At 69.7% G+C, this 14,278-nt stretch carries 11 protein-coding genes and 2 pseudogenes; 9 read left to right on the top strand and 4 right to left on the bottom strand.

Going from position 1 to position 14,278, the window contains the following annotated elements:
- Positions 1-19 precede the first annotated feature (19 nt).
- The 4 genes and pseudogenes from polX to AB0L65_RS00500 all read left to right on the top strand — a co-directional run bounded on the left by polX (position 20) and on the right by AB0L65_RS00500 (position 4,177).
- A complete protein-coding gene (polX, locus tag AB0L65_RS00485; protein WP_364239080.1) occupies positions 20-1,699 on the top strand; it encodes a DNA polymerase/3'-5' exonuclease PolX in 1,680 nt (559 codons plus the stop codon).
- A 62-nt stretch (positions 1,700-1,761) separates the two neighbouring features.
- Positions 1,762-2,312 (top strand): annotated as a pseudogene (locus AB0L65_RS00490) (methyltransferase domain-containing protein); the annotation flags it as partial.
- Between the two features lie 211 nt (positions 2,313-2,523).
- A pseudogene (locus AB0L65_RS00495) lies at positions 2,524-2,939 on the top strand (YciI family protein).
- Positions 2,939-4,177: a DUF6596 domain-containing protein gene (locus tag AB0L65_RS00500; protein WP_364239081.1), complete on the top strand. Its 1,239-nt coding sequence runs from the start codon at positions 2,939-2,941 to the stop codon at positions 4,175-4,177. Before AB0L65_RS00495 ends, AB0L65_RS00500 begins: the two are co-directional and overlap by 1 nt.
- A 56-nt stretch (positions 4,178-4,233) precedes the next feature.
- On the opposite strand, the gene AB0L65_RS00505 is transcribed toward AB0L65_RS00500, so the two are convergent.
- The 3 genes from AB0L65_RS00505 to AB0L65_RS00515 form a co-directional block, all read right to left on the bottom strand.
- Complete coding sequence (locus AB0L65_RS00505) at positions 4,234-5,274, bottom strand: PP2C family protein-serine/threonine phosphatase (RefSeq protein ID WP_364239082.1); 1,041 nt, start codon at positions 5,272-5,274, stop codon at positions 4,234-4,236.
- 257 nt (positions 5,275-5,531) lie between these two features.
- Complete coding sequence (locus AB0L65_RS00510; protein WP_364239083.1) at positions 5,532-6,152, bottom strand: L-threonylcarbamoyladenylate synthase; 621 nt, start codon at positions 6,150-6,152, stop codon at positions 5,532-5,534.
- Between the two features lie 250 nt (positions 6,153-6,402).
- The gene (locus AB0L65_RS00515) at positions 6,403-6,969 is read right to left on the bottom strand and encodes a nucleoside deaminase (RefSeq protein WP_364239084.1); all 567 of its coding nucleotides are present in this window, start codon (positions 6,967-6,969) and stop codon (positions 6,403-6,405) included.
- A 150-nt stretch (positions 6,970-7,119) separates the two neighbouring features.
- Here AB0L65_RS00515 and AB0L65_RS00520 point away from each other — a divergent pair, with 150 nt between their 5' ends.
- From AB0L65_RS00520 to AB0L65_RS00535, 4 genes are all read left to right on the top strand, one after another.
- Positions 7,120-8,052: an antibiotic biosynthesis monooxygenase gene (locus tag AB0L65_RS00520; protein ID WP_364239085.1), complete on the top strand. Its 933-nt coding sequence runs from the start codon at positions 7,120-7,122 to the stop codon at positions 8,050-8,052.
- Between the two features lie 299 nt (positions 8,053-8,351).
- Positions 8,352-9,464, top strand: coding sequence for a serine hydrolase domain-containing protein (locus AB0L65_RS00525; protein ID WP_364239086.1), 1,113 nt, complete (start codon positions 8,352-8,354; stop codon positions 9,462-9,464).
- A 499-nt stretch (positions 9,465-9,963) separates the two neighbouring features.
- Entirely contained in the window at positions 9,964-11,010 is a 1,047-nt protein-coding gene (locus AB0L65_RS00530; protein WP_364239087.1) for a sulfite oxidase, read from the top strand.
- A 143-nt stretch (positions 11,011-11,153) separates the two neighbouring features.
- Entirely contained in the window at positions 11,154-12,719 is a 1,566-nt protein-coding gene (locus tag AB0L65_RS00535; protein WP_364239088.1) for a wax ester/triacylglycerol synthase family O-acyltransferase, read from the top strand.
- Here the strand turns inward: AB0L65_RS00535 and AB0L65_RS00540 are convergent.
- Positions 12,657-13,202, bottom strand: coding sequence for a TetR/AcrR family transcriptional regulator (locus AB0L65_RS00540; RefSeq protein WP_350722143.1), 546 nt, complete (start codon positions 13,200-13,202; stop codon positions 12,657-12,659). The genes AB0L65_RS00535 and AB0L65_RS00540 overlap by 63 nt on opposite strands.
- A 126-nt stretch (positions 13,203-13,328) precedes the next feature.
- Here AB0L65_RS00540 and AB0L65_RS00545 point away from each other — a divergent pair, with 126 nt between their 5' ends.
- Entirely contained in the window at positions 13,329-14,258 is a 930-nt protein-coding gene (locus tag AB0L65_RS00545; RefSeq protein WP_364239089.1) for an aldo/keto reductase, read from the top strand.
- The last annotated feature ends 20 nt before the right edge of the window (positions 14,259-14,278 follow it).

Consider the following 14,278-nt stretch of genomic DNA (forward strand, 5'->3'; position numbering starts at 1 on the left):
CGACCTTTAGGGTTGTGCCATGCGGGCAAATGAGGAGGCGGCGTCGGCGCTGCAGGAGTACGCGGAGCTGTTCGCGCTCTGCGGCGGCGACGCCTTCCGGGTGCGGAGCTACCAGAAGGCGGCCAAGGCCATCGCGGGGTTCCCCGAGGACATCTCGGTGGTCGACGTGCGCAGCGTCCCCGGGGTGGGCGAGGCGATCGCCAAGAAGATGGAGGAGTTCCTGCAGCGCGGGAGCTTCCGGCAGCTCGACGACCTGCGCGGCCGGGTGCCCGACGGCGTGCGCGCGCTGACGCGGGTGCCGACGCTGGGGCCCAAGACGGCGATCATGCTGTTCGAGGACTACGGCATCGACTCCACGGTGGCCCTGCGCGAGGCGATCACCTCCGGCCGCCTCGACGGCGTCAAGGGCCTCGGCCCCAAGACGCTGGCAAACCTGCTCAAGGGCATCGAGCAGCTCGAGCAGTCCGGCCGCCGCGTCCACGTCGGGGTCGCCATGTCGCTGGCCGAGCAGGTGATGGCCTCGCTGGAGGCCGAGCGCATCGCGTACGCGGGCTCGCTGCGGCGGATGAAGGACACCATCGGCGACATCGACATCCTGGCGGTCGCGCCCGAGTCCATCATGACCGCCTTCCGCGCCCAGCCCTACGTCGCCGAGATCATCGCGGCGGGCGACAAGAAGACCTCGATCCGCACGACGTCCGGCATCCAGGTCGACCTGCGGGTGGTGCCCGCCGGGTCGTGGGGCGCGGCGATGCAGTACTTCACGGGCTCCAAGGAGCACAACGTCGCCATCCGGGAGATGGCGGTGAAGAAGGGCTGGAAGCTGTCGGAGTACGGGCTGTTCGAGGGCGAGCGGGTGATCGCCGCCGCCTCGGAGGAGGACATCTACGCCGCGCTCGGCATGCAGTACGTGCCGCCGCCCATGCGCGAGGACGGCGGCGAGGTCAAGGCGGCCCTGCGCGGCGAGCTGCCGGAGCTGGTGGAGCTGGGCGACCTGAAGGGCGACCTGCACACCCACACCAACCTGACCGACGGCATCGCCTCGCTGGAGGACATGGTGGCGGCCGGGCACGCCCGCGGCTACGCCTACTACGCGGTCACCGACCACGCCCCCGACCTGGCGATGCAGCGGATGACGCTGGACAAGGCGCTGGAGCAGCGGGGGCAGGTGGCCGAGCTCCAACGGAAATATCCCGACATGCGGATCCTGCACGGCACGGAGCTCAACATCGCTCCCGACGGGTCGGTCGACTGGCCCGGGGAGGTGCTGGCCGGGTTCGACGTGTGCGTGGCGTCGGTGCACTCGCATTTCGGGATGTCGCGCGACGAGATGACCCGGCGTTTCATCGCCGCCTGCGAAAACCCGTACGTGGACATCATCGGGCACCCGACGACCCGCAAGATCGGCAAGCGTCCGCCCGTCGACGCCGACTGGGACGCGATCTTCCGGGTGGCCGCCCGCACCGGGACCGCCATGGAGATCGACTCCTTCCCCGACCGGTCCGACCTGCCGTCGGACCTGGTGCGGCTGGCCAAGCACCACGGGGTGAAGTTCTCGATCGACAGCGACTCGCACGCGATCCCGCACCTGGCCAACCAGCGGTTCGGGGTGGGGCTCGCGCAGCGGGCCTGGCTGACCACGGACGACGTCATCAACACCTGGCCCCTGGACCGGCTCCTGACATTCCTCGGCCGCTGACCGCCACCGCCCCCGCCCCCGCCCTCGGCCGAGCGGGGGCGGCGTCGCGGCGCGGGCGGTGGAGGCACGCGCGGCCCGCGATGTTGGCCCTCGCCGGAGACGTGGCCGGTCGCCGGATCCTGGACGCCGGCTGCGGCTCAGGCCCCCTGTCCGCCGCGCTACGCGACCGCGGTGCCGTCGTCACCGGCATCGACTCCAGCGCCGGGATGCTGCCGTTGGCCCGGCGGCGGCTCGGTGATGACATGGCCCTGCACGTGGCCGACCTGAGCGACCCCCTGCCGTTCGACGACGGCGCGTTCGACGACGTGGTCGCGTCGCGACCACCAGCTATGCCTTCGACTGGACGCTCAACGGGCGGTCCTTCCCGATGAGGCTCTGGCGCAGGCCGTTGCACGCGATGACCGACGCCTTCACCACCGCCGGCTTCCGTCTTGCCGTCATCAGCGAGCCGCAGCCCGACCCGGCCGCCCGTGAGCTGTTCCCCGACGGTTTCCATGACCTCTCGACCACGACCAGCTTCCTGTTCTTCGTCGTCGAGGTACCGCCGTCGGCTGCGGACTCGGACGGCTGGCGCGCCGAACGCGGTCTTCAGCCCGGTAGCGGAAAGAAGTGATCTGTGTGAGCATCGCCGCCTTCGAAAGATGCGACGATGAACTTTCTGGTCAGCCATCGCTCAGGGCCGCTCTGACGGGCGAAACGCGGGTCGGAGGGATCGGCCGCGTCGCTGCGAGAGATTTTTCCGGGGCCGTGTCGATCCGCGGGCCGCTCGTTCGACCTGTGGGTGCGAGGGCCGAGAGGCGGCTCCGCCGGACGAGGAGAACGCGATGCCGAAGTACCTGCTGATCATGCGGGGCACCGACGAGTCGAACGCGGCCATGATGGCGAACATCGACGAGATGATGGCCACGACCCGCCAGTTCATCGAGGAGATGGTCAAGGCCGGCGTTCTCCTCGCGGCGGAAGGGCTGGACGATCCGGGCCAGGGCGTCGTGGTCGACTTCAGCGGCGAGACCCCGGTGGTCACGGACGGGCCGTACGGCGAGACCAAGGAGCTGTTCGGGGGCTTCTTCCTGGTCGACGTCGCCTCGAAACAGGAGGCGGTCGAGTGGGCCAAGCGGGTCCCGGCGGCCCCCGGGTCCAAGATCGAGGTCCGGCGGGTGCCCGGGAGCGACGAGGTCCCGCAGGTCGGCGAGTGATCATCAAGGAATGGGCCGGACGCGAGAGCGACGGGCAGATCTGATGGGTACGGCCGATGTCGAGGCCGTCTGGCGGATCGAGTCGGCGCGGATCGTCGCCGCGCTGACCCGGTTCACCGGCGATTTCGGGCTGGCCGAGGACGCGGCCCAGGAGGCGGTGGCCGAGGCGCTGGTGTCGTGGCCGCTCGACTCTCCGGCGAATCCGGCCGGCTGGCTGATGGCCACGGCCCGGCGGCGGGCGATCGACGCGATCCGCCGCCGGACGGCCCTCCAGGACCGATACGCCCTGCTGGCGGCCGACTTGGCGGTCGACTTGGCGATCGGCTCGGCGGTTGACGGAGAAATCGATCCCGACAAGATCGATGACGACGTGCTGGCGTTGATGTTCGTCAGCTGCCACCCGGTGCTCTCCCCCGAGGCCCGGGTGGCGCTGACCCTGCGCGTGGTCGGCGGCCTGTCCAGCGAGGAGATCGCCCGCGCGTTCCTCGTACCCGTGCCGACCGTGCAGGCCCGCATCACCCGGGGCAAGAAGACGATCGCGGCGGCCGGGGTGCCGTTCGAGCTGCCGCCGGCCGCCGAGCGCCGGGAGCGGCTGGGCGGCGTGCTCAGCGTCCTCTACGTGATCTTCACCGAGGGGTCGACGGCCACGTCGGGCGACCGGCTGCTGCGCCCCGACGTCGCGTACGAGGCGATCCGGCTGGCCCGCACGCTGGCCGCGCTGCAGCCGGACGAGCCGGAGGTGCACGGCCTGCTGGCGTTGTGCGAGCTGACGGCCGCGCGTTTCCCGGCCCGGACCGCCCCGGACGGTTCGCCGGTCCTGCTCGACGAGCAGGACCGGCGGCTGTGGGACTTCTCGGCGATCCGCCGTGGGCTGGCCGCGCTGGCCAGGGCCTCGACTCGCGGCCTCGGCCCCTACGGCCTGCAGGCCGCGATCGCCGCCACCCACGCGTCGGCGCCCTCGGTCGAGGCGACCGACTGGGACCGGATCGTGGTGCTCTACGAGGCGCTCGGCCGGGTCGCACCCTCGCCGGTGGTCGAGCTCAACCGGGCCGTCGCCGTCGCCATGGCCTCGGGCCCGGCGCAGGCCCTGGCCATCGTGGACGAGCTGATCGCCTCGGACCGGCTCCCCGGTTCGCATCTGGTCCCGACCGTACGCGGTGAGCTGCTGGCCCGGCTCGGACGGCGACCGGAAGCGCGCGCCGAGCTGGAGCTGGCGGCCCGGCTGTGCGCCAACCAGCGCGAACGCTCCGTGCTGCTGCGCAAGGCGGCCGCGCTGAGCTGACTTCTCCAGCTCGTACCGTACTGATGCCGCGCCTTGTCGTTGCGAGGTGAGCGGATTCACGGGGCCGGTTCACCAGCACGCCGGGTGATCGCCAGAATCGCCATGTCGTCATCGCGCGGACCGCCGATCCAGCGCTCGACATCTCGTACCAGCACCTCGACCACCTCCTCCGGCTGCCGGAACGGGCCCCGGCCGGCGAGTCGGCTCACCGGGTCGTAGAACGTCCCGGAACGACCTCGGGCCTCCGTCACCCCATCGGTGACGAGCAGGAGCGTGCTCCCGGTGGGGAAGGGCCAGTGGTCGGGTCGTGCCCGCGGTATGCCCAGGCGGCTCATGCCCAGGGGAAGACTCGGCTCCGCGGGATCCAGGCAGGACACCGTGTCGCCCTGGAGGAGGAACGGCGAGGGGTGGCCGCAGTTCAGCAGCCGCATCCGGTCCGCGTCCGAGGTGATCTCGCCGAGCACCGCGGTGACGAACCCCTCCATCTGGACGTTTTCCTCGCGGGAGGAGGCTTCTTTGATCAGTGCGCGCTCCATGCGCTCGGCCAGCATCACGAGGTCGGCTTCCTGGTCTGCCGCCTCTCGGAATGTGCCCAGCAGGACGGCCACCGTGCCGACCGCGCCCAGGCCCTTGCCTCGCACATCCGCGATCAGGAATCTGGTGCCGTACGGCGTGTCCTGGACGGCGTAGGCGTCTCCGCCGATCAAGGCCTCGATCTGCGCGGCCTTGTAGACCGCGGCGATGGCCAGCGGACCCACCCGTGCCGGTGGTGCGGGCAGCACGGCGCGCTGGACGGCCTCGGCGACGGAACGCACCACCTGCAGCCGGCGGCTGTGGCCGGCGACCACGCGGTTCACCCCGAGGCCCACGAGCGCGGTGAACACCGCGCTGATCAAGGAGAGTGTGCCGATGGCATGACCGAAGTAGCCATCCTTGATCAACAACACCAGCTGGACCAGAACAACGGCCGCCGCGACCGCGATCGTGTGCCGTCGCGACAGCAGCGCCCCTGCCACCACGACCGCGGCGCCCAGCAGGTAGTCGCCCCAGTAGTAGCGCGGGGACAGCAGGTTGAAGACGGCGCCGATGACGATCATGGCGGCCGGTATGAAGGAGACGTACCGGGGCAACCTCGTGGAGAGTGGGTTCATCCGCGCCCCGATCCCGCAGCCGATCGACCTGTGGGGGAAGACCGTATGACGTCCTCTGGTGGTCCTTGCACGCCATTCCCACAGGTGCCGGATCTGATCCTTTTCTAGTGAATGTCGAATCGCCTGTCGAGGCGACACTCCCAGGGCGCCCTGGGAGCCGGCCCTTCAGGCATCGAACCCGGCCTGGAGATCGCGGTCGTCGCCTATTCGAACAGCGACGTGTCTCCCGTGCCCCGGCGGAGAATCTCGGGTTCCTCCTGGGAGAAGTCGATGACGGTCGTCGGAGTGGCGCCGCATTCGCCGGAGTCGATGACCGCGTCCACCACGTGGTCGAGCCGCTCCTTGATCTCCCAGCCCTGTGTCGAAGGTTCGGTCTCGTCGGGCAGCAGCAGGGTGCTGGACACCAGCGGCTCGCCGAGCTCGGCCAGCAGCGCCTGGGTGACGACGTGATCAGGGATGCGGACGCCGACCGTCTTCTTCCGGGGATGCAGCAGCCGCCGCGGCACCTCCTTGGTCGCGGGCAGGATGAACGTGTAACCGCCGGGAGTCGCCGCCTTGACCTGACGGAACAGCGCATTGCTCAGGTGAACGAACTGGCCGAATTGGGCGAAGTCACGGCATATCAGGGTGAAGTGGTGGTCGCTGCCAAGGCCGCGGATCTCCCTGATCCGGTCGAGGCCCTCCTTGTTGCCCGGTCGGCATCCGAGGGCATAGCACGAGTCGGTGGGGTAGGCGATGAGCCCGTCCGCCCGCAGGATCTCGACGATCTGACTGATCAGGCGAGGCTGGGGATTGTCCGGATGAAGATCGAAGTATCTGGCCACGCCTCGGATCCTAGGGTCCGGCAAACCGTGGCATGACAGGCGACCCCAAGTCTTGCCGCCCGGCAGGGTCTCCTGATTCAGGTGGTTGACGTCGGCGAGGAGGGCCAGTCCCCCGGTTCCATGGGGCCACGCACCCAAGCCCTGCGCGACGGCCCGTAACCTGGTCCGCGATGTCCTCGTCGCCGAGTTCCGCGAGCGCGCCACCGCCGCGCTCGCACATCTGGACGAGCCCGCCTGGGCGTCCGGCGGATCAGTACGGGTGGTGGTTCGGCTTGTTCGCCCAGGCGGCGTAGGCCTGGGCGCCGAGCTCGGGATAGATCTGCTCGATCCGGATCTTGCGCTGGTCGAGGGGCCGCTGGAAGTCCTCGTACTGGAAGGCGTCGTCGAAGCCGATCTTCCTCGTCGCCTCGAGGTCGGAGCTGAAGTGAACCGCGTCGATCCGGGACCAGTAGATGGCGCTCATGCACATCGGGCACGGAGCCCCGCTCGAGTAGAGGGAGTATCCCATGAGCATCCGGGCCCGCTCGGGCAGGAGGTCGGGGGATCCTTCCGGGCGCGGCACGAGTTCGAGCGTCGAGGCGTTCAGGCGGTCCTCCGCAAGGGAGGGTGCCTCCGGGTTCAGGATCTGGATGGCCTTGCGGATGGCCTCGATCTCGCCGTGCGCGGTCGGGTCGCCGGTGAGCAGGACGCGGTTCTGCCCGCGGGCGAGAATCTCCCCGCCCTTGGTGATGACCGCGCCGAACGGGCCGCCCCAGCCGTTCACAACGGACTCCGTGGCGAGTCGCACGGCTTCGGCCATGAATTCCTTCGGTCCCATCTCATAACCTCCGGCAGGTAAATTACGGCTGAAATCTCGTCATGATCGACTGCCGTGCAGGAGTCATTGCCGCCATGCTTATCCGGGCGGCCGTGGACTATACTTGCCCAGGTGAAGCCTGGTTCGAACCGTGGGGCCTCGGATCGCGGCGTGACCGTGGTCATTTCGTCAAAGGTTCGCGAAGGCCGCGAGGATGATTATCGCCGCTGGCAGCAGAAAACAAATGAGAGCATGCGCTCATTTGCCGGTTTCGAGGGGGCGGAGGCTTATCCGCCGATTCCCGGCGAGCAGCCATCCTGGGTGTCTGTTTTTCGTTTCTCGGATATCGCCCGGCTGACCGGGTGGCTGAATTCGGAGTCGCGCAGGGCTCTGCTCGACGAGGTCCGGCCACTGCTGGAGGAGCCGCCGGCGATGGAGGTCCTCGCGGGAAGGACGCCCGAAAGCGAAGCGGTCACGGCGGTGATCTCCCACGACGTGCGGCCGGGCCGCGAGGGCGACTACACGCGCTGGCAGGACAGGGTCCACAAGGCAGAGGAGAGGTTTCCCGGCTTCCTCGGATTCGAGGCGTTCGCACCCGTGCCAGGCGTACAGCCGCACTGGGTGGTCATGACCCGGTTCGACACCCGCGAACACCTTGAGAGCTGGCTCGCGTCCGACACCCGCAGAAAGCTCCTGGACGAAGGTCGCGACTGCGTCATCGACTTCGACGTGCGCACCGTCAAGTCGGCGTTCGGCGGCTGGTTCCGGTTCGGCGGCGGAGCTGCCGGGGAGGGCGTTCCACCCAACTGGAAGCAGGCCATGTGCGTGCTGCTGGCCCTCTATCCGACCGTGATGGCGCTGAACCTGACGGTGAGCCGGGTGCTGACCGGCGCGCGCCTGCCCTCCTACCTCGTCCTGTTCATCGGCAACGTGCTGAGCGTAGCCATCCTCACCTGGGTCCTGATGCCGCTCGTCAACAGGGCCTTCGCGGCATGGTTGCGCCCCGGCGTGCCCCGCTCGTTCCTCGCCGGCGCCGCCGGAGCGCTCGTGATCGTGCTGTGCTACGCGCTGTGCGTCGCCGCCTTCGCCGTGATCACCCGTTAGCGGCCGTGGCAGGCGGGATGTCCGACATGGAGCTGGGCCGCGACCTCGAGGGGCCGCTCGTCAGGCGAGGCGAGGCCGGCTACGGCATGGTGATGTTCCGTGTTCCCCGGCGGCGTAGCGACTCCGGCGCCAACGGCTGTCCGTGGGTTCCTCAACCCCGAGGTCGAACGGGAAGGCCAGGTAGGCGGCAGCGCCGGCCCACGACCCACCACCCTGTTGCCCCTCACCCCCGGCGGAAACCGTCAGGAAACACCCGCCGCCCTACAAAGGATCCCGCACATCACGAAGGGATCATCACCATGAGTCACGCCATTACGGCACGCCTCGCCGGTCTCGCCTGCGCGATGCTGACGCTGGCCGTCGCCGCCACGCCCGCGACCGCCGCCACCCCCGAGGTGGCCAATGTGCAGCAGGCCCTGGACGCACTCGCCCGGACCAGCGGGGTGGTGGGGACGATCGGGGAGGTGTACGTGGACGGGAAGCGCGTCGGCCAGGGCTCGGCGGGTTCGCGGCTGCTCAACGGCAAGGGCGGGCGCATCCCCGCCGGCTCCCGCTACCGGATCGGGTCGCAGACCAAGCTGCTGACGGGGACGGTGGCGCTCCAACTGGTCAAGGAGGGCAGGCTGGGGCTGGAGGACAAGCTGAGCGATCTCCTGCCGGAGGTGGCGAGCCAGGACATCGTGGAGCGGGCCGACGAGATCACGATACGGCAGCTCATCCGGCACACGTCCGGCATCCCGAACTGGTTCGCTCCCGATCTGGTCGACATATACGACTTCACCACCTATTACCCGCCGATCGACCTGGTGAAGAAGTCACGAAACCAGCCGCGTACCGGGGAACCGGGCGAGAAGTTCTCCTACTCCAACACCAACTACACGCTGCTCGGCCTGATCATCGAGAAGGTGACCGGCCACTCGCTGGCCTCCGAACTCACCCGCCGGCTCTTCGTCCCGCTCGGGATGAGCCGTACGTACCTGGCGGTCAAACCGCCGCAGGGCATCGAGGGCCCGCACGGGCACGGCTACAGCACCGACGACCAAGGCCAGGTGCACGACATGGACCGGCTCAACGCCAGCTACGGGAACGGCGCCGGAGGCGTGATCTCCACCTCGCGCGACATCAGCGCCTTCTACCGCGCCTTCGGCCAGGGCAAACTCCTCCCGCCGGCGCTACAGAAGCTGCTCACCGACCCGCCGGAGAACGCCCCTTCCCAGCCGCCCCTGTGCGGAGGCGAGCCGCAGCTGCGGGTCGTCGCGGGCGGCACCGCCAGCTTCACCTCCGTCACCTTCAGCTCCCCTGACGGCCGCATCCAGTTCGCGACCTCCACCACGACGAACACCCAGGACCCGGCCGCCATCGGCCGAGCCATCAACCAGACGGCGAAGGCCGTCCTCTGCCCCGGCAAGTAGAACGAACCGCCTGCCTGCCGCCCAGGCGCCCCCGCGAAAGCCAAGGCCCGTCGGCACTGGGCCGTCCCAGGCGATACCGAGCCCAATCCAGCCGAGCCCGATCCACCGAAGCCCGATCCAGCCGACGAGCAGGTGCGACTCTCCGGCCGAAGAGCGCAGCCGGCCCGCACCCCTGCGACACCCGCCAGCCGCCCCGCCTCTCGCACGTCGCCACCTCCGGCCCAGCGGGGCGGCCGGACGGGAGCCGGGCGGATGTGGAGCGGCCGGATCCGAGCGGGCGCGTGCGAGCGGACGAGCGCGAACGGGCGGGTGTGTGGGCTGGTGGGAGCGGGTGTCGGGGCTCGTTGTGGGAGGAGTGGGTGAGGGTAAGGGGCGGGGTGGAGGTGTGGAACGTTCCCGTACCGGTCGGACAGAATTCGGCAACGAGGGGCGCCACAGGACAGCCGGAAGGGATTAAATGGTTTACAGGTAGGAAATAGCTCTTACGGAGGCGGTGTCCATGAAGCAAGCACTGGCGACGATCGTGAAGCCGCTGCCCGACCACCTGTTCAGGGTGCACGGCGCGAGCGCGGAGATGCGGTGGGAGGCCATGTCGGGGCAGGGCTACCACACTCCGAACGACCGCTTCTTCGTGCGCAACCACACCGCCACACCGATCATCGACGTCACCACCTGGTGCCTCCTGGTGCACGGGGCGGGCGTTCGATGTCCGCGCGAGTTCGGCTACGACGAGCTGCGGGCCATGCCGTCCCGCACGCTCGACGTGGCGATCGAGTGCGCCGGGAACGGGCGGCGCTTCTACGGCACGCAGCAGCACGAGGCCGCGCCCGGCACGCAGTGGGGGCTCGGGGCGATCGGCGTCGCGCGGTGGCGCGGGGTGCCGCTGAAGTACCTGCTCAAGCAGGCCGGGGTGCTGCCGAGCGCCGTCGACGTGCTGCCCACGGGACTGGACGCGCCGTTCGAGGGGTACGGGCACGTACGCCGGCCGCTGCCGATCGACAAGGCCATGGACGACGTCCTCGTCGCCTATGAAATGAACGGCGAGCGCCTGCCGCCCGACCACGGATTTCCGGTGCGGCTGGTGGTGCCGGGATGGGTGGGAATAGCGTCGATCAAATGGCTGGGTGAAATAGAAGTTTCAACGAAAGAGCTCTTCACGCCATGGAACACGGTCTTTTACCCGGACGTCACGACGCAGCCGGTGAAGAGCGCGTTCGAACTCGCCTGGAATGCGCGCCTGCCCCGCTCCGGCCCGCACATCGTGCGCGGACGGTCATGGTCGGGGCAGGGCAGGATCGTCCGGGTGGAGGTCAGCTTCGACGCCGGGCTGAGCTGGCGGCCGGCCGACCACCACGGACAGCACCTGGTCAGCGCCTGGCTGCCATGGCACATTTCATGGGCCCCCCGGCGCACGGGGGCGCACGTGCTCATGGCGCGCGCCACCGACGAGACCGGGGCCACCCAACCCCTGGTCACGCCGCGTCATCCGTTCGGGTACCACTTCGACGCGGTCGTACGGCACCCCGTCGACGTGGTCAATGGATAGGTAATTGTCACTGACCGAGGCTGAGCTGGACATTCGCTAAAAGCTGGTACGGCGCACCCGAATTCATCTGAAAGACTCGCGCGGAAACCTTCCAGAAATCCCATCGTGCGACGCTGCACAGATCACGGGAAAAAGGAGAGCAGATGCGCCAGCTGACTGCACTCGACGCCCAGTTCCTCAATGTCGAGACCGCGACCACCGCCGCTCACGTGGCCGGGCTGGCGATCCTCGACCCGGCCGACGGCGCGGTCAACAGGGCCGCGCTGGCCGAGCTCCTCCTCGAACGCCTGCACCTGTCGCCCGCCCTCAGCCTCCGGCTCGCCGCGGTGCCGCTCGGGCTGGACCATCCGTACTGGGCGGAGGACCCCGCGTTCGACCTCGGCAACCACCTGTTCGAGCTGACGCTGCCCGCTCCGGGGGACGACTGGCAACTCGCGGACGCGGTGGCGGAGATCCACGCGCGACGGCTGGACCGGGCGCACCCGCTCTGGGAGATGCACCTGATCAACGGGCTGGTGGACGGCCGGGTGGCCGTCTACACCAAGGTCCACCACGCCGCCATCGACGGCGTCTCGGGCGCGGAGACGCTCGCCACCCTGCTCGATCTCACCCCGGACGGCCACCTCAAGAGGCGCGACATCCCGACCGCGAGCGCCGACCGCCTCCGCCGCCCCGCCCCCCGTCCGACACCCGTCCCCGTCCCCGTCCCCGTCCAGGTCGCGAACGACTCCCGCGCCCCGGAGGGCGTCCCAGGGTTGGCCGCGATGCTGGCCGGGGCGGCCATGCGGACGGCGACCCACCCCGTGCGGGCCGTCCAGTCGGTCGTCAGGGCGGCCGAGGATCTCGACGCCATCCCGCTGGCGGCGGGCATCCCGGGCGCGAAGCTGATCGCCAAGGCCGCGCGGCTGGTCGCCGGCGACCGGCACGACCGCCCCGAGCTGCCCAGCCTCGCCGTCCCCCGCACCCCGTTCAACGGCCCGATCAGCGCCCGCCGGCACCTCTCGTTCGGCTCGCTGTCGCTCAAGGACGTCAAGAACGTCGCCAAGGCCCACGGCATGAGCGTCAACGACGTCGTCATGAGCCTGTGCACCTCGGCCCTGCGGTCATGGCTGCGCGAGCGCGACGCGCTGCCGGAGGCGCCGCTGATCGTCGCCGTCCCCGTGGCGATCCGTACGGCCGGGGCCAAGGACCTGGTCGGCAACCAGATCTCCGCCATGGTCGCCCCCATGCCCACGAACGTCCCCGACCCCAAGGAGCGGCTGCAGGCCGTCGGCTCCGTCATGGGCCGGGCCAAGCGGCGTTTCGCGCTGGCCCCGGCGACCTGGCTGAGCGAGCTGTGCTCGGTGCTGCCCGCCCCGCTCACCAGCCTGGCCACCCCGGCGATCTTCCGGCTGGCGGGCATGGCGTTCCCGCCCATCAACCTCATCATCAGCAACGTGCCGGGCCCGCAGTTCCCGCTGTATCTGTGCGGCGGGCGGGTGCTGTCGTACTACCCGCTGTCCGTGCTGACCGACGTGAGCGGCGGCCTCAACATCACCTGTTTCTCGTACGACGGCATGCTCGACTTCGGCATCGTGGCCTGCCCCGAGCGGATGGACGACGTGTGGGGCCTGCTCGGCCACCTGCGCACGGCGCTGGAGGAGTTGCTAGACGAGCGAGTGGGCGATGAGTTCCGCGACGGCGTCGGGATCGATCTGGTGGCCCGTTAGCTGGCAGAGATTCTCCTGGTAGAGCAGGACGGCGGCGAACGTGGCCGCCGCCACCTCCAGCCGGGCCAGGTCCCCGCGCGCCCCGGGCAGCGCCAGCTCCAGCGCGAACCTGGAGCGCCTGATCAGCTCGCCGTTCAGCCGCCCGAGCCGTTCCTTGACCGAGCCGTGCGTGTCGGCCTCCCTGAACAGGATGCGCCGCATCGCCGGCGAGGCCCGCAGCGGCAGGCCGCGGGCGAGCTTGGACAGGGTCCGCGCCGGATCGCCCGGCACGGCGTCGACCTCTCGCCCCTCCTCGACCAGCGTGCGCTCGTCGACCAGGGCCACCAGGACGTCGATCTTGCGCGGGAAGTAGTGGAAGATCAGCCCTTTGGGCACCTTCGCGAGCCGTGCGATGACCGCGGTCGGAGTGGCCTCATAGCCACCGCCCGCGAACAGCTCCTCGGCCGCGTCCAGGATGCGCGTGCGCGCGTCACCGATCACCACAGCTCGCACCATAGCGTCACCCGCGACCGCCCCGCCATCCCGCGGAAGCGAGACACCCGTGTCCACCCGGCGCCGATCGAGGGGGTGCCATCGGGCCTGTTCAAGGGGGGTGCGGATAATGGCGGAATGAGATCGATAGGCACCACGGAGCTGTCCGTTTTCCCGATATCGCTCGGTACGAATGTCTTCGGCTGGACCGCCGACAAGGAGTCCTCTTTCGCCGTCCTGGACGCGTACGTCGAGGGCGGCGGCAACTTCATCGACACCGCCGACGTCTACCCGTACTGGGTGACCGGCGAGTCCACGTCAGAAATGATCATCGGCGAGTGGATGCACGTGCGCCGCAACCGCGACTCGCTCGTGCTCGCCACCAAGGTCGGCATGCTGGAGGGCCTGACCGGGCTGTCCCCCGCGACGATCCGGACGGCGGTCGAGGACTCGTTGCGCCGGCTGCGTACCGACTACATCGACCTCTACTGGGCACATGTGGACGACCACGACACGCCGCTGGTGGAGTCGCTGGCGACGTTCGACGCGCTGGTCCACGAGGGCAAGATCCGGTACGTCGGCGCGTCCAACTACGGCGCGGACCGGCTGGCCGAGGCCCTCAAGACCTCCAGCGACGAGGGGCTGACCCGGTATGTGGCGCTGCAGCAGCAGTACAACCTGGTCGAGCGCGGCTACGAGAGCGAGCTGCGGGACGTGGTGGCCCGGGAGGGGCTGTCCAGCACGCCGTACTTCGGGCTGGCGCGCGGCTTCCTGACCGGCAAGTACGCGCCCGGGGTGACCATCGACAGCCCGCGGGCCGGGATGGCGGCCGAGTACCTGCAGAAGGAGCACGGGCGCCGGGCGCTGGAGGCGCTGCTCAAGGTGGCGGCCGAGCAGGAGGTGGCCCCGGCCACGGTGGCGCTGGCCTGGCTCGCCGCCCAGCCGACGATCACGGCCCCGATCGCCAGCGCCCGGGACGTGACGCAGCTCCAGCCGCTGCTGGCGGCCGCCGAGCTGACCCTGACGGAGGAGGAGCTCGCCCTCCTGAACGAGGCCTCCCGAGCCTGACGCATCCGACGGGCCGTGCC

Source organism: Nonomuraea sp. NPDC052116, from assembly GCF_040680035.1.
GTDB classification, from domain to species: domain Bacteria; phylum Actinomycetota; class Actinomycetes; order Streptosporangiales; family Streptosporangiaceae; genus Nonomuraea; species Nonomuraea angiospora_A.